Origin of the sequence: Rudaea cellulosilytica DSM 22992, from assembly GCF_000378125.1 — a bacterium.
GTDB classification, from domain to species: Bacteria; Pseudomonadota; Gammaproteobacteria; order Xanthomonadales; family Rhodanobacteraceae; genus Rudaea; species Rudaea cellulosilytica.
The window spans coordinates 113170-138699 of the sequence record NZ_KB899242.1 but is presented as its reverse complement, the minus strand read 5'-3'; the positions used below and the strand labels follow the sequence as shown (position 1 = coordinate 138699).

Here is a 25530-nt window from a genome sequence, read left to right as displayed (position 1 = left end):
ATGTGCCTCCGAGGTTCAACTCTTCGCCTGTTTTTTAGCCAGCGCCGCCTGCAGATTCTGTTTATCTTTTAAGGCGTTGCGCCAACGATCTGCGGTTTTATTGAGCTTTTCTACCACATTCGTCAGGCGAAAGTCGAGCGGATGGGCGTTGGCGAGCTCGTCCCAGGTCAGCGGCATCGACACCGGCGCGCCGGCCACGCCGCGCGGCGAATAGGCGCTGTTGAGGGTTTTGCCGCGCACGTTCATGTTGTAGTCCATGAAGATCTTGCCGGTGCGTTTGGGGATGCTCCATTCCATGGTAATGACCTTCGGATGCGCGCGCATCAGGTGTCGACCGACCATTTCCGACACCGTGCGCGCGGCGTCGAAGTCGAGCGTGCGCTTGATCGGCACGAACACGTGCAGCCCGGTCTTGCCCGAAGTCTTCACGATCGCTTCGAGCGACATGCTTGCGAGCAGCTCGCGCAGCCAGAACGCAACCTCTTTGCCTTTTTCAAACGCGATGAGGTTCAGTTCGGGTTCGTCGCCCGGTTTCTCCTTGCCCGAGTAAATGTACGGGTCGATATCGAACACGACGTAGTCGGGGTAGTTGAGGATCGACGCCTCAAGCGATTGCAGCGACGACCCATAGTCGGTGCCCGCTTTGGGTGCGTCGACGCCCGGCTTGGCGCGCGAATGCCAAACGTGGAACTCGAGCGTGCCCGACTGGGCAAGCCAGAGCAGGGTGGGCAAGTTGTTGCAGAGCAGGTAGTCGTGATTCTCGTCCTTGCTGCTTGAGAACACGGTAATCGTCTCGACGAAATCCGGTTTCTCCTGCTCCCAGTGTTTCTGGAAAAAACGCTGCTTGGCGATGCCGTCGGGCATGCGGATCATCGTCAGCGGGCGGTCGGCGAGATGCGGCAGCATGTAAGGTGCGACCTGGGCGAGATAGCGCAGCAGTTCGCGCTTGGTGATCGCCGGCTGGTGCAGCGCCGGATCGGCGGGCCAATACACCTTGTCGAGATGAGTCAGGCGAATACGGTCGCTGCCGACGGCGAGTTCGAAAGCGTTCCTTTTGTTGTCGAGCTGGACAAGCAGAGCATCGGCCGCATTGCCTTCATCGCTGGCGCGCTTGGACTTCTTCGCCGCACTGGGCTCGACGCGTCGAATCTTCTTCGCATCGAGATCGTCGCGCAGACGCAGGAAGATCGGCGCGCGCAACGATGCGTCCTCGGTCCAGCGTTGGAATTCCACTTCGACAACGAGCTCCGGATCGACCCAGATCACGGGACCGTTGACCTCGGGCGTCTCGACGAATGGGCAGGTCTTGCGCCGCAACGGTTCGAGCTTGCGCAGCAGGAGCGCCAGCGACTTGTCGTCGAAGCCTGAGCCTACGTGCGAGGCATAATGCAGTTTCTTGCCCTGCCAATAACCGAGCAGCAGCGCGCCGAGTGCGGCGCGCGCGCCTTTGCCGCGCGTGTAACCGCCGACGACGAAATCGGCCGTCTGCGTCGGCTTGACCTTGATCCACAGTGGCGAACGTTCACCCGATTTGTACGGGCTGTCTTTGCGCTTGCCGATCACGCCCTCGAAGCCGCTCGCGACTGCGGCTTCGAACAGTTCCTCGCCATCGTCTGCGGTGTGCACGAGTTGCACGAGCGGCGAGGGCAGCAGACATTGTTCGAGATAACGGCGGCGTTCGCGTTGCGGAAATTTGCGCAGGTCGACGCCGGCGAAGTAGAGCAGATCGAATGCATAGAAGATCACCGCGGTCGAGCGATCGGCCGCGGTGATTTCGCGCTCGGTCTTCAGCAGCGTACGGTTTTGCAGCACGTTGAACGAGGGCTTGCCCGCAGCGTCGAATGCGACGATCTCGCCGTCGAGGATCAAGCCGTCGACCTGTTGCTCCCTGAGTTCCGCGACGAGACGTGGAAACGTCGCCGCGTAATCCAGGCCGTTGCGCGACTTCAGCCGCACGCCGCCGTGATCGACAAAGGCGAGCAGGCGATAGCCATCGAGCTTTGGCTCCCAGCTCCAACGTGCGTCATTGAATGCAGCGGAGCCGATCTCGGCCTGCATCGGCTGCAGCTTGTCCGGCATCGCTGTGAGTTTGCCCTGCGGCACCAGGCGCTCGGCCGGCATCCGCTGCACGGGAAGGAATTTGAGTTGAGTTACCGAAGCGCCTGACAGGGTCGAGCGATCGTGCAGCGCGGCCTCGCCGCTCGTCGCAAAGCGATCCTGATGCTTGATCAGAAGCCAGAGCTTCGTTTCCTTCGTGCGCACGAGCGCGAAGGAACCTTTCAGCTTCGATCCACGCAACAGGAAACTCAGCTTGCCGTTTTCCAGGCCCGCACGCACGCGGCGCTCGGCCTCGGCGCGATCATGGAAAAACGTTTCGCCGCGGTGGCCGCGTGCGTCCTCGTCGGGCGAATAGACGCCGCAGTCCCAGACGATCACTTCGCCCGCGCCGTATTGTTTTGGCGGGATCACGCCCTCGAACGAGGCGTAGTCGAACGGATGGTCTTCGACCAGTACGGCCAGGCGTTTTTCGCTGCGGTCCAGCGAAGGGCCTTTGGGTACTGCCCATGACTTGAGCACGCCGTCGCATTCCAGGCGCAGATCGTAGTGCAGCTGCCGCGCCGAATGCTGCTGCACGACGAACAACAGCGGACCGCTGCGCTCGACCACCGCGGGCGCCGGTTCGGGGGTGGTATCGAAGGCCCGTTTGGCAGAATATTCGCTGAGTTTCGTTTTGGCCATTGTGGAGATGAGAAATGGCGACGAAGGTTTGGGTCGGCGCGAGCGGCTATTCGTACAAGGAATGGTGCGGCAATTTCTACCCGGAAAAAATGAAACCCGACGCGATGCTGGCCTGGTATGCCGAGCGCCTCGCCACGGTCGAGATTAACAACACTTTCTACCAGATGCCCAAAGTTTCCGTGCTGGAGAACTGGGCGAACGCGACCCCTGAGCATTTTCGCTTCACGATCAAGGCCTCGAAGCGCATCACACATGACGCCAAACTCAAAACCGATGAGGCCAAGGATTCGGTTGAATACCTCTACAAGAATCTGGCCGTGCTCGGCGCGAAGCGCGGCGCCGTGTTGTTTCAGCTGCCGCCGTATCTGAAAAAGGATCTGCCGCGCCTCACCGATTTCCTCGGTGCGCTGCCGAAGGATCATCGTGCGGCGTTCGAATTCCGCTCGTCGAGCTGGTTCTGCGAAGAAGTCTACGCGGCGCTGCGCGGCGCCGGCGCGGCTCTGGTGTTGTCCGAGCGCGAGGACAACGAGCCTCCGCCGTTGGTCGAAACCGCCTCCTGGGGTTATGTGCGGCTGCGTCTCGAAGAATATTCCGACGACGATCTCAAGCGTTGGGCCGATCGTCTGCTTGCGACCGGATGGAGCGAAGTTTTCGTCTATTTCATGCACGAGCCGACCGCGCCGCCGTACTCGCTCAAGTTGCAGGAGTATGCGCAGCGATGACGGAGACTGCGGCTCGTGCATTGACGATTGCGGTCGACGCAGACAATCGCGTATCGGCGCTGTTTCAGACGCCGGTCGACTCACGGGCGTGCTATGTATTCGCGCACGGCGCAGGTGCGGGCATGACGCATCCGTTCATGGCCGCACTTGCCGCGGAGCTTTCGCTATGCGGTATCGCGACCTTGCGTTATCAGTTTCCTTACATGGAGAAGGGAGGCGGACGCCCCGATTCGCCGAAGCTGGCGCATGCGACCGTGCGCGCGGCGGTCATCGCTGCCACCGACCTCGCACCGGAACTTGCGCTGATCGCCGGCGGCAAGTCATTCGGCGGGCGCATGACCTCACAGGCGCAGGCCCTGGAGCCGTTGCCGCATGTCGCCGGCCTTGCCTTCGTCGGCTTTCCACTGCATCCGCCAAAGAAGTCTTCGAAAGAGCGCGCCGAGCACCTGTTCGGAATCCGCGTGCCGATGCTGTTCCTGCAAGGCACGCGCGATGAACTCGCCGATAGCCGCTTCATGGCCGCGGTGGTGGACAAGCTCGGTGCGCGCGCCGAACTCAAGTGGTTCGACGACGCCGACCACGCGTTCCATGTGCGCAAATCCAGCGGCAGCAGCGGCGCGCAGGTACTCGTCGGATTGGCACAGGCGATCGCGGACTTTGCCGCGCGGCTCCGTCGAGGCTGAGCGCGCCGCTCCTCGTTCCGGCGGGAACCGTCGGAATCCAAGTGCCGAGCGATGCTGTCCTTGCAGCCTGGACGCCGCGACTTAAGCCTTGCTCTTGGCCAGATGCAGCCAGGTATCGACCACAGTGTCGGGGTTGAGCGACACCGATTCGATGCCTTCGTCGAGCAGCCACTGGGCGAGATCGGGATGATCGCTCGGGCCTTGCCCGCAGATGCCGATGTACTTGCCTTTCTTCTTTGCGGTCGAGATCGCCATTGACAGCAGCTTTTTCACCGCCGCATTGCGCTCGTCGAACAGGTTGGCGACGATCGAGGAATCGCGATCGAGGCCGAGCGTGAGCTGGGTGAGGTCGTTCGAGCCGATCGAGAAGCCGTCGAAGATGTCGAGGAACTCGTCGGCGAGCAACGCGTTCGACGGCACCTCGCACATCATGATGACCTTGAGTCCGTTCTCGCCTTGCTTCAATCCGTTCTCGGCGAGCACGTCGATGACCTTGCGGCCTTCCTCGAGCGTGCGTACGAACGGGATCATCACCCAGGCATTGGCAAGCCCCATCTCCTCGCGCACCTTCTTCATCGCACGGCACTCGAGCGCGAACGAGGGCTTGAAGCTCGGATCGACATAACGGCTCGCGCCGCGGAAACCGATCATCGGATTTTCCTCGTGCGGTTCGTAGCGCTTGCCGCCGATCAGGTTGGCGTATTCGTTGGATTTGAAATCCGACAGGCGCACGATAACCGGATTCGGCGCGAACGCCGCCGTGATCGTCGCAATGCCTTCGGCGAGGCGGTCGACGTAAAACTGCACCGGGTCGCCGTAGCCTGCGATGCGCTCGTCGATCTTGCGCTTGGTCTCGGCATCCTGCGCGGAATATTCGAGCAGGGCTTTCGGGTGGATGCCGATGTGGCTGGCGATGATCATTTCCAGACGCGCGAGGCCGACGCCGGCGTTCGGCAGCATGGCGAAGTCGAACGCGCGCTCGGGGTTGGCCACGTTCATCATGATCTTGAGCGGGGCAGGCGGCATCTGCGCGAGATCGGCGGTGACCTTCTCGAACTTGAGCAGGCCCTGGTAGATCGTACCGGTATCGCCTTCGGCACAGGACACGGTGACTTCGGCGCCATCGGGAATCTTGTCGAGGCCGTCACCTGTGCCGACGACCGCCGGCACGCCGAGTTCGCGCGCGATGATCGCCGCGTGGCATGTTCTGCCGCCACGGTTGGTGACGATCGCGGCGGCGCGCTTCATCACCGGCTCCCAGTCGGGGTCGGTCATGTCGGCGACGAGCACGTCGCCGGCCTCGACGCGGGCCATGTCCTTGAGCGAACGGATCACGCGCGCCTTGCCCGAGCCGATCTTCTGGCCGATCGCGCGGCCTGCGGTGAGCACCGGGCCGCGCTCATGCAACTGGTAGCGCTCGATTTGCGTCGCACGCGCGCGCGACTTCACCGTCTCCGGGCGGGCCTGCACAATGTATACTTTTCCGGTATTGCCGTCCTTCGCCCACTCGACGTCCATCGGCCGGTCGTAGTGCTGCTCGATGATGAGCGATTGCCTGGCCAATTCATGCACGTCCTCGTCACTGATCGAAAACGTGGCGCGGTCGTTGTGCGGCACTTCCTCGATGCGCACGCGCTCGCCGGGCTTGGTCGAATACACCATGCGCTGCTGCTTGGCGCCGATCTGGCGGCGCAGGATCGCCGGCTTGCCTTGGCGCAGAGTCGGCTTGTAGACATAAAACTCGTCGGGATTGACTGCGCCTTGCACAACCATTTCGCCGAGGCCGTAGCTGGAGGTGACGAACACCGCGTCGCGGAAGCCGGATTCGGTGTCGAGGGTGAACAGCACGCCCGAAGCGCCAACGTCGGAGCGCACCATGAGCTGCACACCGGCGGAGAGGAACACGTCCTCGTGCGCATAACCGTGATGCACGCGGTAGGCGATCGCGCGGTCGTTGTAGAGCGAGGCGAACACTTCCTTGATCTTGTGCACGACGTCGTCGGCGCCCGAGACGTTGAGGAAGGTTTCCTGCTGGCCGGCGAACGAGGCGTCAGGCAGGTCTTCGGCCGTGGCCGACGAGCGCACGGCGACGGCGGTGTTCTCGGCGCCCGCATCCTTGCACAGCTTGGCGTAGGCGGCGCGCACGGCTGCGTCGAATTCGGGAATCAGCGGCGTGTCGATCACCCATTGACGGATCTCGCCACCGGCTTTGGTCAGCGCGTCGACATCATCGACGTCGAGCGTCGCGAGGCGATCCTGGATGCGCTTGGCGAGACCGCTCTGCGCGATGAACTGTTTGAACGCGTCGGCCGTCGTCGCGAAGCCACCGGGCACCGATACGCCGAGCTTGGCGAGGTTGCCGATCATTTCGCCGAGCGAGGCGTTCTTGCCGCCCACCTTGCCGAGATCGGTAAGACGCAGTTGATCGAGCCACAGAATCAAATCGCTCAAGAGCTTCTCCGGAAAAAGCGCGCGCGATGCACGAAGAACGTAATTTTCGCCGGTTTGTGCACTGCAAAACAAGTTTGCGGGCCGGTGTGCGGCATCGCGTACACTGCGCGTTCATTCGGTTGCGAGCGCCAAGATGGCCAGAAGCGTCTTCTATGTTTCCGATGGTACCGGTATCACCGCAGAGACGATCGGCCATTCGGTGTTGACTCAGTTCGACGGCGTCGAATTCAACACGTTCCGCATTCCGTTCGTCGACAACGAGGAGAAGGCGCACGCAGCCGCGGCGCGTATCCGCAACACCTACACCGCGAGCGGGATCAAGCCGATCCTGATCAATTCGGTCGTCGATCCGGCGATCAGCGAAGTGCTCGTTTCCACCGGCGCGCTGATGCTCGATATCTTCGCGCCGTTCATCGCGCCGCTCGAGAGCGAGCTCGGCATGAAGCGCTCGCGCAGCGTCGGCCGCGCGCACGGCATGACCAACTTCGCCGAGTACGAAGCGCGCATCAACGCGACCAACTACGCGCTGACCCACGACGACGGCCTCGACGTGAACTACGCCGACGCCGACCTGATCCTGGTCGGCGTATCGCGCGTCGGCAAGACGCCGACCTGTCTGTACATGGCGCTGCACTATGGCGTGAAGGCGGCGAATTATCCGCTGACACCGGATGATCTCGAACGGCTGGAAATTCCTCCGCGCCTGAAACCGTACAGGCAGCGACTGTTCGGCCTCGACATCGACCCTGTGCGTCTCTCGCAGGTGCGCGAAGCGCGCAAGCCCGGCAGCAAATACGCGAAGATCGAGCAGTGTCGCTACGAGCTTGCGCTCGCCGACAAATTATTCAAACGCGAGAACATCCCGGTGCAGAACACTACGCACACTTCGATCGAGGAAATCGCGAGCAAGATCCTCGCCTGGCTCGGCATCGAGAAGCACTTGTTCTGACCAACCTCGGAGCGAGCTGCAGCGCCTCGCTACGTTTCTTGCAAGCGGGCGTTGCGTCGACAAACGCCAGGCGCGGGATATTCAAGTTAACCCTCTGCGCCCGGATGCGCAAGTCTAGCGGGGCAGGATGGCGGCGCCTATGATGCACGCATGTCCGCCGTACTCGAAAAACCGTCCGCCGTATTGCCGAGCAGGTTCGCCTACCTGATGGGCTTGTATGCGGAAAACTATCACCGCCTCGCACGCGTGTTCGCGCCGCAGTCTCTTGAAGTCGGCAGCTACATGTCGTCGGTCGATGACGGTCTCGACGTGCGGCTCGACATGCTCGAGCGCCATGCCTACACGCTCGAGTTGAAACTTTCGTATCGTCTGCGCAGTGCGGACGACGAAGCGCCTGCGTCGGCGTGGCTGCGCATGTACAGCGACGCGCACGTTGCCGAGGTCTCGCACTATCACGCCGGTAAACACCTGTGGCATGCGCTCGGTTCGTTCCCGGCGACCAAGACCTTGTTCGCGCACCGCATGCGCATGGCGAGCTTTCTCAACCGCTGGCTCGAGTATCTCGCCGAGCAGGGCCATTCGCGCGGCACGCTAGTGCCTTTCGCCGAGGACGCGGAAACGCGACAATAGCGGCGGCTCGCCGCAAAGCGGGCCGTGATCACCACGCTACACGGAACCCGACATGCCCAAGCTCACCGAACGTCCCATCTGGCGCGCGCTTGCCGCGCATTGGCGCGCACGCGATGCGCATCTGCGCAAACTGTTCGCCGCTGATCCGCAGCGCGGGGACAAGTACACGCTCGAAGCGGCCGGCTGGTTTCTCGACTATTCCAAGCAACGCGTCGACGACGAGACCTTGCGCCTGCTGCTGCTACTCGCGGAAGAAGCCGGCGTCGCCATGCGCCGCGATGCCATGCTTCGCGGCGAGAAGATCAACGCGACCGAGAAGCGCGCGGTATTGCACGTCGCGCTGCGTGCGGCCAAGGATCAGGTCATCGAAGTCGACGGCAGCGATGTCGTTCCCGGCGTGTACGAGGTGCTCGAGCGCATGGCCGCGTTCGCGACGCGCGTACGTGAGGGCGACTGGAAAGGGCACACGGGCAAGCGCATCCGGCATGTCGTCAACATCGGCATCGGCGGTTCTGATCTCGGCCCGGTGATGGCCTATGAAGCATTGCGCGCATTCAGTCAGCGCGATCTCGACATCCGCTTCGTCTCCAATGTCGACGGCGCCGATTTCTTCGAGGCCACGCGCGACATCAAACCCGAAGAAACGTTGTTCATCGTCGCCTCAAAAACATTCACGACGCAGGAGACGATGGCCAACGCGCACGCCGCGCGTGCCTGGGCGCTTGCCAAGCTCAAGGACGAAGCAGCGGTGGAGAAGCACTTCGTCGCCGTGTCGACCAACGCCGAGAAAGTCGCCGAGTTCGGCATCGATACAGCCAACATGTTCGGCTTCTGGGACTGGGTCGGCGGTCGCTATTCGATGGACTCGGCGATCGGCCTGTCGACGATGCTCGCAATCGGCCCGGACAACTTCCGCGCGATGCTCGACGGCTTCCACGCGATGGACGAGCACTTCCGCACCGCGCCGTTCGCGCAGAACATGCCCGTGCTGATGGCGTTGATCGGCTTGTGGAACACGAATTTCCTCGGCGCCGCGACGCAGGCGGTGCTGCCGTATGCGAACTACCTCAAGCGTTTCCCGGCCTACCTGCAGCAGTTGACGATGGAGAGCAACGGCAAGTCAGTGACGCTGGACGGTGCGCAGATCGACTATGACACCTCGGCGGTGTGGTGGGGCGAGCCGGGAACCAACGGCCAGCATTCGTTCTATCAGTTGATCCACCAGGGCACGCGCCTGATCGCGTGCGATTTCATCGGCTTCTGCGACGCGCTGAGCCCGCTGCATGAGCAGCACGACCTGCTCATGGCCAATCTGTTCGCGCAGAGCGAGGCTTTGGCTTTCGGCAAGACCGCGGAGCAGGTGCGTGCCGAGGGCACGCCCGAGTGGCTCGTTCCGCACCGCGTGTTCGCCGGCAACCGGCCGAGCAACACCTTGCTGGCGCAGACGTTGACGCCGTACAGCCTCGGCGCGCTGGTCGCGCTGTACGAGCACATCACCTTCGTCCAGGGCGCGATCTGGGACATCGATTCGTTCGACCAGTGGGGGGTCGAACTCGGCAAGCAACTGGCGCAAAAGATCGCCGCCGAGATCGCCGCCGCGGACGACGCCGGCTTGGCACACGACTCGTCGACCAACGCGCTGGTTCGCCGTTACCGGGCCAATCGCGGAGGGCGAAAAACGTGATACGGTTGGCAGCCCGTGCGTGAGTAGTGCGCTGGTATGCGCAATGGGCCAACACTAGAATGCATCGTCCTTTAATCAACCACTGTGGGGAGAGTGTGATGAAGAAGTACGTATGGGTCGTTGCGATGGCGCTTACAGGCTTCGTTGGCGCAGGCAGCGCCTATGCCGCTGGCGACAATCGTCCGGCGATCGGCGTGGCCGAGTTCAAGAACGAGTCCGGCGCCGGTTGGTGGCGCGGCGGTGTGGGCTGGGAGCTGTCGGGCATGCTCTCCAACGAGCTGTCCTCGAGCGGCGATTTCCGCGTCGTCGAGCGCGCCAAGCTCGAGAAAGTGCTCGAGGAACAGAACCTCGCCGCCTCCGGTCGTATCGCCCCCGGCACTGGCGCGAAGATCGGCAAGGTGACGGGCGCGCGGTATCTCGTCATGGGTACGGTGACGGCGTACGAAGAAAACACCTCCGATACCGGCGGCGGCTTGAGCTTCCGCGGCATCGGCGTCGGCGGCAAGTCGAGCGAAGCCTACCTCGCGGTCGATGTGCGCGTGGTCGATACGACCACCGGCGAAATCTCCTATTCGCGCACGATCGAAGGACGCAGCAAGGGCGGCGGCATGTCGGTCGGCATTTTCCGTGGCGGCTTCGGCGGTTCGCTCGCGCACGAGGAAAAGACCCCGGCCGGCAAGGCGATCCGCGCCGCACTCGTCGAGATCACCGACTATCTCGACTGTGTGATGGTGAAGCAAGACGGCTGCGTGGCCGAGTACCGCGGCAAGGAGCAAAAGCGCCGCGACAGCAACAAGAAAGCCCTGAAGCTGGATTGATTCCGGCAATCAGGCCACGGACGGCCATTCCGGCTTCGCGATCCGCTCGATCGCGAAGCGAAAAAAAAAAGCGGCCTCAGGGCCGCTTTTTTGTCATGCCTTGTAGCTACCGGCGCCGGCCGCCGCCTTGGCGCCCGTCCGGATGCAGGCGATTGCCGATGTCATCGCGCGGCGGGGTTTCGTCCTGACGGAACGGACGCTGACCTTGCCCGCCGAAATTGCCCGGATTGCCGCCGCTGCGCGGACGGTTGTTGTCGCGCTTCGGCTTGAAGCGGTTGCCCGGCTGCGCGCCGCCCTCGTTCTGCGCGAACGGGTTGCGATTCTGATGGATCGGGCCGCCGTCGCGTTGGCCGCGGCCTGCGTTTTGGCCCTGTCCGCCCGGACGCTGGCGGTTGCCACGCTGCGACTTGTCGTCACCGGCAAACCAGGTACGCGCCGGCGGCTGGTAGACGCCGATCTGGGGCTGCGCGGCACCACGACCTTTGCCGCGCCGTTGCTGATTCTGGCGCGCACCGGGCTGGCCGGCGTTCTGTCCACCGCTGCGCGGGCCCTTGCCGGGGCCTTTGCCCTTGTCCTTGCGCTTGTTGTTGCTGCGTTTGGCGCCGGGGCGGAACGGACCGTCGTCGCGGATGCGGTCGAAGGCGCGCGCCTCGCGCGCCTCGTCGGCGTGCGCGCCGCTCCAGGCCTGCTGCGAATTTGGCGACGGCCGATATTCGTTCGACGGCTTCGCACGGCGTTGGTTGATCACCGGCTGCAAGGTCAGGCTCGGCTCGGGATCGCCCGCGCCGACGAGGGTGCGCAGCGCCTTCACCGTTTCAGGATCGAGCGTTTCGCTCTGTCCGCGCAGCAGACCGCGCGGCAATTCGATGTTGCCGTAGCGGATGCGCTTCAGGCGGCTGACCATGAGGCCCTGCGATTCCCACATGCGCCGCACCTCGCGGTTGCGGCCTTCCTTGAGCATGACGCGGAACCAGGAGTGGCTGTCGCCGCGGCTGATCACGGCGAGCTCGTCGAAGCGCGCGGGGCCGTCGTCGAGGTCGATGCCGGCCTTGAGCTTCTCGAGCACCTCGTCCGGTACTTCGCCATGCACGCGGCAGACGTATTCGCGCTCGATCTCGGTCGACGGGTGCATCAGCGCATGCGCGAGCGCGCCGTCGGTCGTGAGCAGGAGCAGGCCGGTGGTGTTGATGTCGAGGCGGCCGACCGAGATCCAGCGCGCGCCCTTGAGCTGCGGCAGCTGTTCGAAGATGGTCGGCCGGCCTTCGGGATCCTCGCGCGTGGCGACTACGCCTTCTGGCTTGTTGTAGATCAGCACCTTGGCTTGCTCGGCCGTGTCGTTGACGACGACGAAGATCTTGTTGTCGACCTCGACGCGGTCGCCGGCGCGCACGCTGGAACCGATTTCGGCGACCTTGGTATTGACCCGGATTTCACCGTTCTGGATGCGCTGCTCGAGCATGCGCCGCGAACCTAAGCCCGCGTTGGCAAGCACCTTGTGCAGGCGGTCTTCGAATATGGTGGCGCCGTCGGGCGCGTCGCCCGGTTGCGGGCGTTTCAAGCTGAGTAGGCTGCGTGATGCAGGCGTGGTCATGGGGTGTGCTCCGTGGGGGCAGGCGCCGTGTCGGCGCTCGTTGTGGTGGTGTCGCCTTCGTCGGCGAGATCGTGTTCTTCGATGGTTTCGCTGGTTGCGTGCGGTTCGATCGCTTTGGCGGAGATCGTTTCGTGTTGCGAGCCGCCATTGGTTTCGTCCGCGGCCGGTTCATCTGCCGAAAAGTCGGAGGCGGAAGCGGCGGGGGATTCGGCAAAAGCTTCTTCGTTTTCCGCCAGCGTCGCCGCGCCTTCGCCATCGACGCCTGCTTCGTCCGCCGCGTCGCCGATGGCAACCGGGGCCAGCCCGAGCTGCGGGTCGAAGTCCGAAAGGTCGCGGATTTCGGCCAGCGGCGGCAATTGGTCGAGCGACTTCAGGTTGAAGTAGTCGAGGAAGGCGCGCGTCGTGCCGAACAGTTCCGGCTTGCCGGGCACGTCGCGATGGCCGACCGTGCGGATCCACTCGCGTTCTTCCAGCGTCTTGATGATGTTGCTCGACACGGCCACGCCGCGGATGTTCTCGATCTCGCCGCGCGTGATCGGCTGGCGGTAGGCGATCAGTGCGAGCGTCTCGAGCTGCGCGCGCGAGTAGCGCGTCTGCCGCTCGGTCCACAGGCGCGAGACCCACTGGTTCACTTCGGCGCGAACCTGGTAGCGGAAACCCGAGGCGACCTCTTTCAGCTCGATGCCACGGCCTTCGCTGTCTCGCGCCAGTTCGTCGAGCGCGCGCGCGAGGTCGTCGTGACTCGGCAGCTCGTCTTCGGCGAACAGAGTGAACAGCTGCGGCAGCGACAACGGCGCCGATGAAGCGAGCAGGGCAGCTTCGACGATGCGTTTGAGTATTTCGAATTCCATTATCAGTAACAGCTTTTGTTGAGAAGTGCCGCCATGGAAGGCGGCTTTTTGACTTTCGCGATCATGGACGAGCGCATAGGTTATTAATTGGCTGTGGCCAGCGACTTCAAGTAGATCGGCGCAAGCGGTTCGCTCTGCATGATCTCGATCAAGTGTTCCTTGGCCAGTTCGAGCAAGGCGAGGAAGGTGACGACGATGCCGATGCGGCCTTCGTCGGGATTGAACAACGACTGGAACGCGTGGAAGCTGCCGTCGCCGAGTGCGCTGAGCACGTCGCTCATGCGATTGCGCACCGACAGCGCTTCGCGGCGGATCTCGTGATGGCCCTTCAGTTCCGCGCGGGTCAGCACGTCCTTGAGCGCAAGCAGCAGTTCGCGCATGTCCACCGGCGGTGGCACGCGCACCACGGCCTTGTCGAGGACGTGGGCATGCACCACGAAAAAATCCCGGTCCGCGCGTGGCATCGTTTCGATGTCCTCCGCGGCTTTCTTGAAGCGCTCGTATTCCTGCAGACGGCGCACGAGGTCGGCGCGCGGATCGTCCTCGATGCCTTCTTCGACCGGCGGCCGCGGCAGCAGCAAACGCGACTTGATCTCGGCCAGGATCGCGGCCATGACCAGGTATTCGGCCGCCAGTTCGAGGCGCAGGTCCTTCATCAGCTCGATGTAGTCGATGTACTGCCGCGTTATCTCGGCGATCGGTATATCGAGGATGTCGAGATTCTGCCGGCGGATCAAATAGAGCAACAGGTCCAGCGGCCCCTCGAATGCCTCGAGGATGACTTCGAGCGCGTCGGGAGGGATGTACAGGTCCTGCGGCATCTGCAGCACCGGCTCGCCACGCACGATCGCCAGCGGCATTTCCTGCTGCTGCGGGACGTGCTGGAACGGGCTCGCGACCGCGTCGTCGCCCGTTTCGGCGGCTGCGCCCTGCGCGTTCATGCGACGATTTCGGTCATGCGTGGTTGCCGCGCGCGACGCGGCCCCGGGGAGACAAAGCGTTATGCATACGCCAAAGTATAGAAATACAAAAAATACATACCAGCAAACCGCTGCGGCATAGTGTGGAACTGCGGCATGGCGGATATGCGGATGAGGTCCCGTCCGCAACGGCCGATTCGCATCGGGCGTGCGCGGGAGGCGGTTCCCAAGAGAACAGCGCGGGCGGGTCTTGTCTGCATCGCGGCTCGCGATGCGTGCGGGCTGGCCAGCGCTTTGAGTGACAGATTACGGGGATTGTGGGCGCCTGTCCAGAGGCTATGCACCAGGGACGGTGCATCAGTTGCGGTATCATTTCTAGTTTTCCGGCAAAGAGATTCCGTCGATGTGGTATGCGATCAACGCTCTGGATCACGCTGACAGCCTGCAAAAACGGCTCGCTGCGCGACCCGCGCATGTGGAGCGCCTGAAGACCTTGCTTGCTGAGGGCCGCTTACTGCTGGCCGGGCCGTTCCCTGCGATCGACAGCGAGGATCCGGGCCCCGCAGGATTCAGCGGCAGCCTGATCATCGCCGAATTTACCGATCTCGCCGCGGCCAAGGCCTGGGCCGCGGCCGATCCGTACGTTGCTGCCGGCGTCTATCGCGAAGTGGACGTACGGCCGTTCCGCAAGACCTTGCCGTGACCGGCGCGGTCGAACTCAACCCGGCGCGCATCGCGCGCATGCGCGAGTTGCTGACGGCCGAATTTTCGCCGCTGCAGCTCGACATCGTCGACGAAAGCCATAAACATGCCGGCCACGCAGGTGCGCGCGACGGGCGCGGGCACTTTCGCGTGCGCATCCTCGCCGCGGCGTTCGCGGGACTTTCGCCGGTCAAGCGTCATCAGCGCGTCTATGCCGCCCTGGGTGCGATGATGCAGACCGACATCCACGCGCTGGCGCTGGAAACGCGCACGCCGGACGAAACCTGACCGACGCATTGCGAATGCGTCGTTCTGGGGCGGATGGCGGATGGCGCGACACGAATTTTGATTTGAAGGAAGATCCCATGCGCAACGTACTTTCCCTTGCTGTCTGCCTCGCACTCACTGCGTGTTCGAGCGGCGCCGGCGATCAACGCCTCGTACAGTTGCCGGCCAATCTGCCGGTGGCGGAAACCGTCAACGGCACGGCAGTGCCGCAGGAACTCGTCGATGCCTTCGTTCGCGTCAAGGCAGCCAAGGCCGACATGAACAATCCCGAACAGCGCGCCGAAATCCTGCGCGTGCTCGGCGACTACGTGCTGCTTGCCGAGCAGGCGCAGCGTGACAAGATGCTGGCCGATCCGAAGTTCGCCGCCGATGTCGAGGTCGCGCGCCTGTCTGCGGTTGCGAATGGCGCGATGATCCGCCTGCAGCAGCAGACCCCGATTTCCGACGAGGCGCTCAAGGCCGAATACGACGCCAAGGTCGCAGCCATGGGCAAGTTCGAATACGACCTCGGTAGCCTGCTGTTTCCGAACGAGGCCGACGCGCTCAAGGCATCGGGAGAACTCGTTTCAGGCACACCGTTCGACAAGGTCTACGACGAATGGAAAGGCAAGGCCCAGGCCAAGGTGCTTTCGCACATCAACACGGAGAACATGCCCAAGCCGGTCACCGATGCGCTGGCATCGATGAAAGCCGGCGACTTCACGCGCACGCCGCTGAAGTTGCCGCAGAACTGGCTCGTTTTCCAGGTACAGGCAGTCAATCCGCTTACGCCGCCAGAGTTCGACAAGGTCAAGGACGGGATCAGGAGTGGCCTGCAGAAGAAGATCGGCGAGGAGCGTCTGGCCAAGCTCAAGCAGCAGGCGAAGATCGAGTATCCGGCCGGCAGTGCAGCGCCGACGAAGCCGGCGGCGGTTCCCGCGGCGCCGGCGCAGCCCGCCGCAGAGAAGAAAGGCTGACGAGCAACGAGCGGGCTTACGCCAGCTCGACTTTTGCCGGTGCCTTCCAGCCTTTCTTGTGGTGCTCGGCGATGACGGTGGTATAGATGCCGCCGCGCACGCCGAACTCGGCGCTCAGGCGCATGAAACGGGGCTTGGTCGCCTTGACCAGGTCGTCGAGGATGCGGTTGGTCACGTCCTCATGGAAATGACCCTCGTCGCGGAAGCTCCAGATATAGAGTTTGAGCGATTTCAGCTCGACGCAGGTCTTGTCGGCCACGTATTCCAGGCGCATTTCGGCGAAGTCCGGCTGACCGGTTTTCGGGCACAGGCAGGTGAACTCGGGGATGCGCATGCGGATGGTATAATCGCGGTCCGGCTGCGGGTTCGCGAAGGTTTCCAGTTTCTTGCTGGGCTTGGTGGACATGGACCCTGACTCCTGAATTTCTTGCCGTCATTCCGCCTTTTGCGGGAACGACGGCCTCGTACGTGGGGCGCGCACCTTAGCGCAAGCCCTTGCGCCAGACAACGTGGGCCGTTTTTCCGGCCCCGAACGGAATGGAAACTAGTGCGGCTTACTACGATCAAGCTCTCCGGATTCAAGTCTTTCGTCGATCCGACTGTCCTGCACCTGCCCACCAACATGACCGGCATCGTCGGTCCGAACGGCTGCGGCAAATCGAACATCATCGACGCGATCCGCTGGGTCATGGGCGAGAGCGCGGCGAGCCGCCTGCGCGGCGACGCGCTGAGCGACGTGATCTTTTCGGGCTCCGGCGGACGCAAGCCGGTCGGCACGGCGCAGGTGGAACTGATCTTCGACAACTCCGACGGCCTCGTCGTCGGCGAGTACGCCAAGTACAACGAAATCTCGGTCAAGCGCGTGGCCAGCCGCGACGGCCAGTCGCAGTATTTCCTCAACGGCGCGCGCTGCCGCCGTCGCGACATCACCGACCTGTTCCTCGGCACCGGCCTCGGCGCGCGCAGCTACTCGATCATCGAACAGGGCATGATCTCGGAGATCATCTCGGCGCATCCGGATGAACTGCGCGGGCATCTCGAGGAAGCCGCCGGCATCTCCAAGTACAAGGAACGGCGCAAGGAAACCGAAAGCCGCATCAAGGCCACGCGCGAGAACCTCGAACGCCTGAACGACGTACGCGAGGAAGTCGACAAGCAGCTCGAACACCTCAACCGCCAGGCCAAGGCGGCCGCGCGCTGGCAGGAACTGAAGACCGAGCAGGCGAAGAAGGAAGCCGAACTGCGCGGTCTGCACTACCGCGCGATCGCAACCGAGCTCGAAGGCCACGGCGACGCGCTGCGCGAAGCCGAGATCGGCATCGAGAAACTCGTCGCCGACCAGCGCGGAGTCGAGGCGCAGCTTGAAACGTTGCGCGAGACGCACCAGGGTGCGACCGATCACTTGAACAGCGTGCAGGCCGAGGTCTATCGCGTCGGCGGCGACATCGCGCGCGTCGAGCAACAGATCCAGCACAACAAGGAGCTCGGCGAGCGTCTCGAGCGCGCGCGCGTCGAGACTGAAAACGCCTACGCCGAACTCGGCGAGCACATCGCCGCCGACCGCGAGCAGATCGAAACGCTGCGCACCTCGCTGCTCGACGGCGAGCCCAAGCTCGAAGCGTTGCGCGAAGCCGCCGAACAGACCGCCGAGGCGCAGCACGCCGCCGAAGCCGCGCTCGCCGAATGGCAATCGCAGTGGGATGAGCACTCCAAGGCCAGCGCCGATTCGGGCCAGGCTGCCGAAGTCGAGCGCACGCGCCTCGACTATCTCGACCGCCAGTCGATGGAACTCGGCCGCCGCCTCGAAGCGTTGCGCGCGGAAAAGCAGGCCGCCGACTTCGCCGCGCTGAGTGCGGCCGCAGAGCAACTCGCCGCCGACCACGACGAGCACAGGGAGAAGGTCGAAACCTTCACCGCGATGCTCGACGAGCGCAAGGCCAAGCACGAGGAACTCGCAGGCGAAGAACACCAGGCCAGTGCCTGGCTCAGCGAAGGCCGCACTTCGCTGCAAACCATGCGCGGCCGTCTCGCATCGCTCGAGGCCCTGCAACATGCTGCACTGGGCCAGGAGAAGTCGCCGGCGCATGAATGGCTCGAACGTCTCGGCCTCGACAAAGCGCCGCGCCTCGGCGAAGCGCTCGACGTGGAAGCGGGCTGGGAAACCGCGGTCGAAACGGTGCTCTCGGGCCTGTTCGATGGGGTGCTCGTCGATGCGCCGTTCGATTTCCTCGGCGAACTCGCGCAGGCGAGTAAGGCCGATATCGCGCTGGTTTCGGCGCAGCAGGCTGGAGCCGCACGTGAAGGAACACTCGCCGCTCACGCGCGCGGGCCGGTCGCTGCGCTGCATATCCTCGACAGCATCTACACCGCAGATTCGATCGACGCCGCGCGTGTGCGCGCCGCCAGCCTCGCGCCGCATGAATCCGTCATCACGCCGGCCGGCGAATGGCTCGGCGCGGGTTTCGCGCGCGTGCGCCGGCGTGGCGATGCGCAGGCGGGCGTGATCGCGCGCGAAAAGGAAATCCACGCGCTCAAAGACGAACTGGCCGCGTCCGAGGAGCGCATCGCGACGCTCAACGCGCGCTTCGACGAAATCAAGTCGCAGCGCGCCGACGCCGAGCGCACGCGTGACGATGCGCAGCGGGAGCTCTACGTCGCGCATCGGCGCATGGCCGAGCTAGCCGGCGCCTTGCAAAGCCATCGCGGCAAGCTCGAAACCGCACAGGCGCGCATCGCGCGCGTCGACGGCGAAATCGCCGAACTCGAAACCAAGTTCGCCACGGACGACACTGCCACGCGCGAGGCACGCGCAAGACTCGAGGAAGCCGTCTCGCGCATGGGCGATCAGGAGCAGCATCGCCAGCATCTCGACAGCGAACGCCGGCGCCTGCTCGAAGCGCGCGAGGAAGCGCGCATGAATGCACGCGAGGCATCGGAGCAGACACATCGGCTAGCGCTCGACATCGAATCCAAGCGGACTAACGTGGCCGCGCTCGAACAGGCGTTGCTGCGCATGAGCGGCCAGCTCGCCCAGCTCGAATCGCGCAAAGCCGAGATTGCGCAACAGCTCGAATCGGGGCAGACGCCGCTCGCCGACCTCGAATCGGAGCGCCAGATCTATCTCGATCAGCGTCTGCTGATCGACAAGCAGCTCGTCGAAGCGCGCCGCGTGTTGGAAACGCGCGATCATGAATTTCGCGGCCACGAGCAGGAGCGCCACCGCATCGAACACCTGCTGCAACAGGCGCGCGAAGCGCTGTCGGAAAAGCGCCTCGCCGAGCACGGCCTCAAGATGCGCGCGCAGCAGTTGCAGGATGCGATCGTTGCCGCCGGCCACGAATTCGCCACGCTGATCGAGTCGCTGCCGCAGGGCGCCGACCACGAGGAATGGCAGCGCGACATCACCGAACTCGACGGCAAGATCAAACGCCTCGAACCGGTCAACCTCGCCGCGATTTCGGAGTACGAGGAACAATCGCAGCGCAAGACCTATCTCGACTCGCAGCTCACCGATCTGAACACCGCGCTGGAAACACTCGAATCCGCGATCAAGAAAATCGACACCGAGACGCGCGCGCGTTTCAAGGAAACTTTCGATCGCGTCAACACCGGCCTGCAGGAGCTGTTTCCGCGCCTGTTCGGTGGCGGCCAGGCCTATCTCGAACTGACCGGCGACAACGTGCTCGACGCGGGCGTGGCGATCATGGCGCGGCCGCCCGGCAAGCGCGTGACCAGCATTTCGCTGCTCTCGGGTGGTGAGAAGGCGATGAGCGCGGTTGCACTCGTGTTCTCGATCTTCCGCCTCAACCCGGCGCCGTTCTGCCTGCTCGACGAGGTCGACGCGCCACTCGACGAGGCCAACGTCGGCCGCTTCTCGAACCTCGTGAAAGAGATGAGCGAGAACGTGCAGTTCCTGTTCGTCACCCACAACAAGGCGACGATGGAAGTAGCCGAACAGCTCTGCGGTGTGACCATGCGTGAGCCGGGCGTGTCGCGCCTGGTTCAAGTAGACTTGGCCGAGGCGGCGAAGCTGGCAGGCGCCGCGTAAACCTGTCCTCAAAGCTACTGCGCTTTGAGAACAGGTTTGGACACATACTCGATCGGAGTTGCCGGAATGGACCCAACCCAACTACGCATCATCCTCGTTATCGCGGGCGTTGCCGTGCTCGCGCTGATCTACTTCTTCGGCCGCCCGCGCAAGCCCGGGCAGGGCAGGCGCAAGCTCGGGCAGAGCGTGGACGGCGAACGCGTCGAGCCGTCGCTCGGCGAGATGCCCGATCCCGATGCCGTGCCCGCCCAGGGCGAACTCGAAGTTGGTATCCAGAGCGAACTCGACAAGCTGGGCGCGGCGATCTCGGGCGGCCGCGTCGGCGCGCCCACGCCGGTGCCGCCCGCGCGTAAAGGCCCGCTCCCGGGCGTGCGCCCGGAAGGACAGCCGGTCGATCGCATCGTCACCTTGCACGTCGCCGCGCGTCCTGGCGAAACGATCCACGGCGCCAGCTTGATCGTCGCCGCCGAGAAAGCGGGCTTGCTGTTCGGCGACAAGAACATCTTCCACCGCCTCGTCGCCGGTCGCCCCGAAGCGGGGCCGATCTTCAGCATGGCCAACATGGTCAAGCCGGGCTTCTTTGACATGCGCGGGATCGACAGCCTGCAGACCCCGGGCGTCACCTTCTTCATGGCCCTCCCGGGCCCGCTGCCCGCGCTCGACGGCTGGGATGCGCTGCTGCCGACCGCGCAGCGCATGGCCGAACTGCTCGGCGCCAACGTCCTCGACGAGGAGCGCAGCGTCCTCGGCCGCCAGCGCATTGCGCATATCCGCGATGAATTGCGCGCTTACGATCGCAAGTACGAGAGCAATCAAATCAAGCTGCGGTAGGACCTAAATGGTTCCGGCTGGTTATATGTCGAAGCGCATAGCAAGTCGTCCGGAGTGGCTCGCCGTGACTGATGTGCACGATATCTACTCGGTCAGCAACTGCATCTCTGATGATTTCGCAGACTACAGTAACTGCTGGAAACACAACGGCTACTGGCTATTTGACTCGCCTGAGGTGATCGCCGAGGTCGCAGAGACGGTGGGTGCCTCGCTTGAAGGGGCGAAGTTGTTCTACTACGAAGTATACGAACAAGAATACGATCAAGGTTCCGGTCGTTGGTCATCATTCTCGCCCGAAGCAGCGTTTCAAACTGAAGTCGCTACCCCGGTCGCGAAGAACATAGAGGGGTATGACGTAGTCAATTTCTATGCTCACACCAGTCCGGAGTGCTCACCGTTATCGTGCAACAATCTCGCTGGTACGGTGCGAGTAAATGAGCATTGTCTTTTCCCAACCTTTGAAGATGCGGTCGCGGCTATCGAAACCGGCAAGTTCAAAGAGGGGGAGCCTGGTCTATTGCGGGTGTTCGCAGTCTATTCAATAGTCGAGTCCTGACCATTTCGTAATCCTCCGTATGCACGCAAGCAGGGCTTCGCAGCCCGACCTGCGACTGCCGCGGCATTGAGCGGCCGAGGGCTCATTCCAACGCCGCGAGTTAGTGTGAATGTTCTAGCCCTGGTCGCTAGCTTTCCTTCCACTTCCATTACCGACAAGACGAGGCAAGCGCATGGCTGGCAAGAAGACCAAGAACGTCAAGATCGAGTTCGCGAATACGCCTGCGGAGCAACTGCGCCGCGCATGGCTCGCTGGCCTCGGTGCTTTTTCGTTGACGCGCAAGCACGGCGGGCAATGGTTCGGCCGTTTCGTCGAGGAAGGTCAGGGATTCACCGCGCGCGGCACGCAGTTCGCACGCGAGGCCGTTGCCGACGCGCAGGCGCAGGCAACCGGCGTCTTCAGCCCGATCCTATTGCGCGTCGAGAAGCAGTTCGATACTTACGCGAAGGTCGTCGAAAACCGCGTCGGCCGCGCGCTCAACCGCTTCGGCATTCCGACCAAGCGCGAGATCGAAGACCTGAGCCGCCAGGTCGCCACGCTGACGCGCAAGCTCAAGGCCGCGAAGTAGAGCGGTTGTATCGAAAGTATCAGCGCATTTGGCTTTGCGCTATTGATCTTCGGGTCCCCGTTTGCTGCGGTGAGGGCATGACGGAAGCGCCCGCAGGGTCGGCGCGATGGATCGCGCCGAGTTCGTTGTCTGGACAGGGAAGTTCAGTCAACGAACCCCGGCATGACCTCGCGTACCCGGAGCGCGAAGCGCGGAGGGCGCGGCATCCGGGGTGCATTTCTTTTGGTTACTTTTCTTTGTGCAAGCAAAGAAAAGTGACCCGCGCGCGGGATGCGTGCGGAAAGGCGAAGGGACGCGGTCAGAAAGAATCAGAGTAAAGCAAGCAGCTTGCGCTGAAATGACCAGCAAGTGCGGAAGCGGCGCGCGTCAGCGCCGATACGCCTGCGCCAGCGTATTGAGATGCACACGCTCCGCATCGCGCAAAAACGGCGCGATCAGCAACATCACCTGGTAGATGCCATGGGTCAGGTCTTCCTGACTCGGCGCGGTCTTGTGCACGTCGCCGCTGCCGCGTACGGCATTGAAGTTGAGCCAGAACGTCGTCACCAACAGTACGTTCTCGGAGGTCGCCCGGATCTCGTCCGCGGTGGCGCGCACGATACCGGCCTGGGCAAGGCCGGTGAGCACGTCGCGCGTGCTTGCTCCAGCGCGGGCGAGGATGCGCGCGAAGTGGGAGCGCAGCTTGCGGTTGCGCGAGAGGATGTCGACAAGGTCGCGATAGAGGAAGCGGTAGTCCCACATGCACTCGAAAACCATGTGCAGCTGCAGCCACACATCCTCGAGTGTCGGCAGGCGGTCGTCGGGCACGAGCAGGGCCTGATCCATGCGCGCCTCGTAGCGCGCGAAGATGTGCTCGACGATGTTTTCCTTGTTGCGGTAGTGGTAGTAGAGATTGCCCGGGCTGATTTCAAGTTCGTCGGCAATATGATTCGTGGTGACGTTCGGCTCGCCCTGCGCATTGAACATCGCGAGGCTGACCTCGAGGATGCGATCCTTCGTTTGCCGCGCCATCTGCGCCGCGCGGCGTTCAGCCGCCGAGTTTCTTCACCAGATCGACGTATTTCTGTTGCGCTTCGTCGGCCTTGGTGCCCTTGAGCTTGGCCCAGGCTTCGTACTTGGCTGTGCCGACGAAATCGAAGAAACCGGGCTTCGGGCCCGAGACGTCGCCCTCGGAGCCTTGCTTGTAGAGCGCATAGAGCTTGAGCAGGGTATCGTTGTCCGGCCGTTCCTTGAGCAGCTTGACGTCTTCGCCGGCTTTTTCGAATTTCGCTTTCAGATCGGACATGTCGTTCCCCGGATGGCTCCGCGGAATTCTACGCACCCGTTCACCGCATGGTCAACGCGAAGCGGATTCAAACGGCATCGCGATGCAACGCAGCAAGCATTCTGTAGGCGTCGTTGCAATACTCGGGCAAACTTGTTTGCCGGCATCGCGGGCTGCCGATCGCGGTACTTCGGCGGCAAGTTCTCAGGGACAACAAACGGGGTAGAACATGACTTATTTCGTCACCGGCGCAACCGGGTTCATCGGCCGTCATCTCGTGGAAAAACTGCTCGCGCGCAAGGGCACGATCCATTGCCTCGTGCGCAAGGGGTCGATGAACAAGTTCGAAGCGCTGCGCGAGCGCCTCGGCGACGACGGGAAACGCCTCGTCGCAGTGCCGGGCGACCTCGCCAAACCACACCTCGGCCTGGCCCCGGCGCAGCGCAAGGCGCTCGCGGGCAAGGTCAAGCATTTCTTCCATCTCGCCGCGATCTACGACCTCGCCGCCGATGCCGATAGCCAGTACAAGGCCAACGTCGAGGGCACGCACCACGCCGTGCAACTCGCCGACGAGATCAAGGTCGGATGCTTTCATCACGCCAGTTCGATCGCGGTTGCCGGTATGTATCCCGGCGTGTTCCGCGAGGACATGTTCGACGAGGCCGAGGACGTCGAAGCGAATCCGTACTTCAAGACCAAGCATGAATCCGAGGCGATCGTGCGCAAGGAATGCACGCGCCCGTATCGCATCTATCGCCCCGCGATCGTGCTCGGCCATTCGCAGACCGGCGAGATCGACAAGATCGACGGGCCATATTATTTCTTCCGCACGCTGAAGAAGTTGCGCCAAATGCTACCGGCGTGGATGCCCGTGCTCGGCATCGAAGGCGGGCGCGTCAACATGGTTCCGGTCGACTACGTGGTCGATGCGATGGACCACATCGCGCACAAGCCCGACCTTGACGGCGGCGTGTTCCACCTGACCGACCCGGCGCCGCTGCGCATCGGCCAGGTGCTCAACATCTTCGCCCACGCGGGGCATGCGCCGCAGATGTCGATGCGCCTCGACGCGCGCATGTTCGGGTTCATTCCCGCAGTGGTGAAGCAAGGGCTCGCGAGCCTGCCGCCGGTAAAGCGCTTCGTCAACGCCGTGCTGCGCGACCTCGGCATTCCGGCCGAAGCGCTGAAGTTGATCAATTACCCGACACGCTTCGATTCGCGTGAGACCGAACGCGCGCTGCGCGGCTCGAAGATCAAGCTGCCGAAGCTCGACACTTACGCGTGGCGTCTGTGGGACTACTGGGAGCGCCACCTCGACCCCGATCTGTTCGTCGACCATTCGCTCAGCGGCAAGGTCAAGGGCCGTCGCGTGTTGATCACGGGCGGCTCCTCAGGCATCGGCAAGGCCGCGGCGCTGAAGATCGCCGGCGCGGGCGGCAAGGTGCTGATCTGCGCGCGTGGTGCCGACGAACTTGCCGAGGCGAAGAAAGAGATTGAAGCGGCAGGCGGCGTCTGCCACACCTATGTCGCCGACCTCGCCGAGATGAAATCGGCCGACGATCTCGTCGCAACGATCGTCAAGGAGCACGGTGGCGTCGATATCCTCGTCAACAATGCCGGACGCTCGATTCGCCGCGCGATCGCCTCGAGCTACGATCGCTTCCACGACTTCGAGCGCACGATGCAGCTCAATTACTTCGGCTCGCTGCGCTTGATCATGGGTTTTCTGCCCGGCATGACCGAGCGTCACCGCGGCCACGTCATCAACATCTCCTCGATCGGCGTGCTGACCAACGCACCGCGCTTCTCGGCCTATGTCGCCTCGAAGGCCGCGCTCGATGCATTCTCGCGCTGTGCGCAGGCGGAGTTCTCGGACAATGGCATCAACTTCACCACGATCAACATGCCGCTGGTGAAGACGCCGATGATCGCGCCGACCAAGATGTACGACTCGGTGCCGACGCTGTCGCCGGACGAGGCGGCCGACCTCATCGCCGAGGCGATCATCAAGCGCCCCGTGCGCATCGCAACGCGTACCGGCATCTTCGCGCAGTTGCTCTACGCGGTCGCGCCGCGCCTGTACGAAGTGATCATGAACACTGCGTTCCGCATGTTCCCCGATTCGGCGGCGGCGAAAGGCATGAAGGGCAGGGCGGAACTCGAGCAACAGCAGCCGACCAGCGAACAGGTCGCGTTCGCGTCGATCATGCGCGGAGTGCACTGGTAAGGCTCTCGTTTCAGCGGAGGCATTCGCTGCGCGAGTGCCTCCCGTGACTATT

General features: G+C 63.3%; 22 protein-coding genes. 14 read left to right on the top strand and 8 right to left on the bottom strand.

Annotation, left to right across the window (positions count from 1 at the left end; genetic code table 11):
• Nucleotides 1–15 precede the first annotated feature (15 nt).
• The gene (ligD, locus tag F455_RS0110450; protein ID WP_018973233.1) at nt 16–2739 is read right to left on the bottom strand and encodes a DNA ligase D; all 2724 of its coding nucleotides are present in this window, start codon (nt 2737–2739) and stop codon (nt 16–18) included.
• Between the two features lie 14 nt (nt 2740–2753).
• Here ligD and F455_RS0110445 point away from each other — a divergent pair, with 14 nt between their 5' ends.
• Both F455_RS0110445 and F455_RS0110440 read left to right on the top strand, forming a co-directional pair.
• Complete coding sequence (locus F455_RS0110445; protein WP_018973232.1) at nt 2754–3461, top strand: DUF72 domain-containing protein; 708 nt, start codon at nt 2754–2756, stop codon at nt 3459–3461.
• Nucleotides 3458–4144 carry an alpha/beta hydrolase family protein gene (locus F455_RS0110440; RefSeq protein WP_018973231.1) on the top strand — a complete coding sequence of 229 codons (687 nt, stop codon included), beginning with the start codon at nt 3458–3460 and terminating at the stop codon, nt 4142–4144. Before F455_RS0110445 ends, F455_RS0110440 begins: the two co-directional genes overlap by 4 nt.
• 81 nt (nt 4145–4225) lie before the next feature.
• On the opposite strand, the gene ppsA is transcribed toward F455_RS0110440, so the two are convergent.
• Complete coding sequence (gene ppsA, locus F455_RS0110435) at nt 4226–6595, bottom strand: phosphoenolpyruvate synthase (protein WP_018973230.1); 2370 nt, start codon at nt 6593–6595, stop codon at nt 4226–4228.
• 133 nt (nt 6596–6728) lie between these two features.
• Here ppsA and ppsR point away from each other — a divergent pair, with 133 nt between their 5' ends.
• From ppsR to F455_RS0110415, 4 genes are all read left to right on the top strand, one after another.
• Entirely contained in the window at nt 6729–7544 is an 816-nt protein-coding gene (ppsR, locus tag F455_RS0110430; protein WP_018973229.1) for a posphoenolpyruvate synthetase regulatory kinase/phosphorylase PpsR, read from the top strand.
• Between the two features lie 150 nt (nt 7545–7694).
• Nucleotides 7695–8174, top strand: a complete 480-nt coding sequence (locus tag F455_RS0110425; RefSeq protein WP_018973228.1) for a DUF1249 domain-containing protein — start codon at nt 7695–7697, stop codon at nt 8172–8174.
• A 52-nt stretch (nt 8175–8226) separates the two neighbouring features.
• Nucleotides 8227–9858 (top strand): glucose-6-phosphate isomerase, encoded by a 1632-nt coding sequence (gene pgi, locus F455_RS0110420; protein ID WP_018973227.1) that lies wholly within the window; start codon nt 8227–8229, stop codon nt 9856–9858.
• A gap of 98 nt (nt 9859–9956) precedes the next feature.
• Nucleotides 9957–10676 carry a CsgG/HfaB family protein gene (locus tag F455_RS0110415; protein WP_018973226.1) on the top strand — a complete coding sequence of 240 codons (720 nt, stop codon included), beginning with the start codon at nt 9957–9959 and terminating at the stop codon, nt 10674–10676.
• 106 nt (nt 10677–10782) lie between these two features.
• On the opposite strand, the gene F455_RS20515 is transcribed toward F455_RS0110415, so the two are convergent.
• The 3 genes from F455_RS20515 to F455_RS20510 all read right to left on the bottom strand — a co-directional run bounded on the left by F455_RS20515 (nt 10783) and on the right by F455_RS20510 (nt 14059).
• Nucleotides 10783–12267 (bottom strand): pseudouridine synthase, encoded by a 1485-nt coding sequence (locus F455_RS20515; RefSeq protein WP_033409774.1) that lies wholly within the window; start codon nt 12265–12267, stop codon nt 10783–10785.
• Entirely contained in the window at nt 12264–13118 is an 855-nt protein-coding gene (gene scpB / locus F455_RS0110405; RefSeq protein ID WP_018973224.1) for an SMC-Scp complex subunit ScpB, read from the bottom strand. Before scpB ends, F455_RS20515 begins: the two co-directional genes overlap by 4 nt.
• 83 nt (nt 13119–13201) lie before the next feature.
• Nucleotides 13202–14059: a segregation/condensation protein A gene (locus F455_RS20510; RefSeq protein ID WP_018973223.1), complete on the bottom strand. Its 858-nt coding sequence runs from the start codon at nt 14057–14059 to the stop codon at nt 13202–13204.
• A 382-nt stretch (nt 14060–14441) separates the two neighbouring features.
• On the opposite strand from F455_RS20510, the gene F455_RS0110395 reads away from it, so the two are divergent.
• From F455_RS0110395 to F455_RS0110385, 3 genes are all read left to right on the top strand, one after another.
• Entirely contained in the window at nt 14442–14741 is a 300-nt protein-coding gene (locus F455_RS0110395) for a YciI family protein (protein WP_018973222.1), read from the top strand.
• 38 nt (nt 14742–14779) lie between these two features.
• A complete protein-coding gene (locus tag F455_RS0110390) occupies nt 14780–15028 on the top strand; it encodes a BolA family protein (RefSeq protein WP_033409855.1) in 249 nt (82 codons plus the stop codon).
• Between the two features lie 77 nt (nt 15029–15105).
• Complete coding sequence (locus F455_RS0110385) at nt 15106–15984, top strand: peptidyl-prolyl cis-trans isomerase (protein WP_169337326.1); 879 nt, start codon at nt 15106–15108, stop codon at nt 15982–15984.
• Between the two features lie 16 nt (nt 15985–16000).
• Here F455_RS0110385 and queF read toward each other — a convergent pair whose 3' ends face one another.
• Nucleotides 16001–16390 (bottom strand): preQ(1) synthase, encoded by a 390-nt coding sequence (gene queF, locus F455_RS0110380; protein WP_018973219.1) that lies wholly within the window; start codon nt 16388–16390, stop codon nt 16001–16003.
• A 141-nt stretch (nt 16391–16531) separates the two neighbouring features.
• Between queF and smc the strand changes: the two genes are divergently transcribed.
• The 4 genes from smc to F455_RS0110360 all read left to right on the top strand — a co-directional run bounded on the left by smc (nt 16532) and on the right by F455_RS0110360 (nt 21987).
• Entirely contained in the window at nt 16532–20032 is a 3501-nt protein-coding gene (gene smc / locus F455_RS0110375) for a chromosome segregation protein SMC (RefSeq protein ID WP_018973218.1), read from the top strand.
• A gap of 66 nt (nt 20033–20098) precedes the next feature.
• Complete coding sequence (gene zipA / locus F455_RS0110370) at nt 20099–20863, top strand: cell division protein ZipA (protein ID WP_018973217.1); 765 nt, start codon at nt 20099–20101, stop codon at nt 20861–20863.
• A 25-nt stretch (nt 20864–20888) separates the two neighbouring features.
• A complete protein-coding gene (locus F455_RS0110365) occupies nt 20889–21419 on the top strand; it encodes a hypothetical protein (protein ID WP_211212310.1) in 531 nt (176 codons plus the stop codon).
• A gap of 172 nt (nt 21420–21591) precedes the next feature.
• Nucleotides 21592–21987: a phasin family protein gene (locus F455_RS0110360; RefSeq protein WP_018973215.1), complete on the top strand. Its 396-nt coding sequence runs from the start codon at nt 21592–21594 to the stop codon at nt 21985–21987.
• 366 nt (nt 21988–22353) lie between these two features.
• Here F455_RS0110360 and F455_RS0110355 read toward each other — a convergent pair whose 3' ends face one another.
• Both F455_RS0110355 and F455_RS0110350 read right to left on the bottom strand, forming a co-directional pair.
• Nucleotides 22354–22998, bottom strand: a complete 645-nt coding sequence (locus F455_RS0110355) for a TetR/AcrR family transcriptional regulator (protein WP_018973214.1) — start codon at nt 22996–22998, stop codon at nt 22354–22356.
• 16 nt (nt 22999–23014) lie between these two features.
• Nucleotides 23015–23272, bottom strand: coding sequence for an acyl-CoA-binding protein (locus F455_RS0110350; RefSeq protein ID WP_018973213.1), 258 nt, complete (start codon nt 23270–23272; stop codon nt 23015–23017).
• Nucleotides 23273–23480: 208 nt separating this feature from the next.
• Here F455_RS0110350 and F455_RS0110345 point away from each other — a divergent pair, with 208 nt between their 5' ends.
• Nucleotides 23481–25478 (top strand): SDR family oxidoreductase, encoded by a 1998-nt coding sequence (locus F455_RS0110345; RefSeq protein ID WP_018973212.1) that lies wholly within the window; start codon nt 23481–23483, stop codon nt 25476–25478.
• The last annotated feature ends 52 nt before the right edge of the window (nt 25479–25530 follow it).

What these genes read in the sequence shown, in the direction of transcription:
- F455_RS0110350 (WP_018973213.1), bottom strand. Translation starts at nt 23,272, where the DNA reads ATGTCCGATCTGAAAGCGAAATTCGAAAAAGCCGGCGAAGACGTCAAG.
- pgi (WP_018973227.1), top strand. Translation starts at nt 8,227, where the DNA reads ATGCCCAAGCTCACCGAACGTCCCATCTGGCGCGCGCTTGCCGCGCAT.
- F455_RS0110355 (WP_018973214.1), bottom strand. Translation starts at nt 22,998, where the DNA reads ATGGCGCGGCAAACGAAGGATCGCATCCTCGAGGTCAGCCTCGCGATG.
- F455_RS0110345 (WP_018973212.1), top strand. Translation starts at nt 23,481, where the DNA reads ATGACTTATTTCGTCACCGGCGCAACCGGGTTCATCGGCCGTCATCTC.
- ligD (WP_018973233.1), bottom strand. Translation starts at nt 2,739, where the DNA reads ATGGCCAAAACGAAACTCAGCGAATATTCTGCCAAACGGGCCTTCGAT.
- F455_RS0110440 (WP_018973231.1), top strand. Translation starts at nt 3,458, where the DNA reads ATGACGGAGACTGCGGCTCGTGCATTGACGATTGCGGTCGACGCAGAC.
- queF (WP_018973219.1), bottom strand. Translation starts at nt 16,390, where the DNA reads ATGTCCACCAAGCCCAGCAAGAAACTGGAAACCTTCGCGAACCCGCAG.
- F455_RS0110415 (WP_018973226.1), top strand. Translation starts at nt 9,957, where the DNA reads ATGAAGAAGTACGTATGGGTCGTTGCGATGGCGCTTACAGGCTTCGTT.
- F455_RS20515 (WP_033409774.1), bottom strand. Translation starts at nt 12,267, where the DNA reads ATGACCACGCCTGCATCACGCAGCCTACTCAGCTTGAAACGCCCGCAA.
- scpB (WP_018973224.1), bottom strand. Translation starts at nt 13,118, where the DNA reads ATGGAATTCGAAATACTCAAACGCATCGTCGAAGCTGCCCTGCTCGCT.
- F455_RS0110395 (WP_018973222.1), top strand. Translation starts at nt 14,442, where the DNA reads ATGTGGTATGCGATCAACGCTCTGGATCACGCTGACAGCCTGCAAAAA.
- F455_RS20510 (WP_018973223.1), bottom strand. Translation starts at nt 14,059, where the DNA reads ATGAACGCGCAGGGCGCAGCCGCCGAAACGGGCGACGACGCGGTCGCG.
- F455_RS0110390 (WP_033409855.1), top strand. Translation starts at nt 14,780, where the DNA reads ATGCGCGAGTTGCTGACGGCCGAATTTTCGCCGCTGCAGCTCGACATC.
- F455_RS0110445 (WP_018973232.1), top strand. Translation starts at nt 2,754, where the DNA reads ATGGCGACGAAGGTTTGGGTCGGCGCGAGCGGCTATTCGTACAAGGAA.
- F455_RS0110425 (WP_018973228.1), top strand. Translation starts at nt 7,695, where the DNA reads ATGTCCGCCGTACTCGAAAAACCGTCCGCCGTATTGCCGAGCAGGTTC.
- ppsR (WP_018973229.1), top strand. Translation starts at nt 6,729, where the DNA reads ATGGCCAGAAGCGTCTTCTATGTTTCCGATGGTACCGGTATCACCGCA.
- zipA (WP_018973217.1), top strand. Translation starts at nt 20,099, where the DNA reads ATGGACCCAACCCAACTACGCATCATCCTCGTTATCGCGGGCGTTGCC.
- F455_RS0110360 (WP_018973215.1), top strand. Translation starts at nt 21,592, where the DNA reads ATGGCTGGCAAGAAGACCAAGAACGTCAAGATCGAGTTCGCGAATACG.
- F455_RS0110365 (WP_211212310.1), top strand. Translation starts at nt 20,889, where the DNA reads ATGTCGAAGCGCATAGCAAGTCGTCCGGAGTGGCTCGCCGTGACTGAT.
- F455_RS0110385 (WP_169337326.1), top strand. Translation starts at nt 15,106, where the DNA reads ATGCGCAACGTACTTTCCCTTGCTGTCTGCCTCGCACTCACTGCGTGT.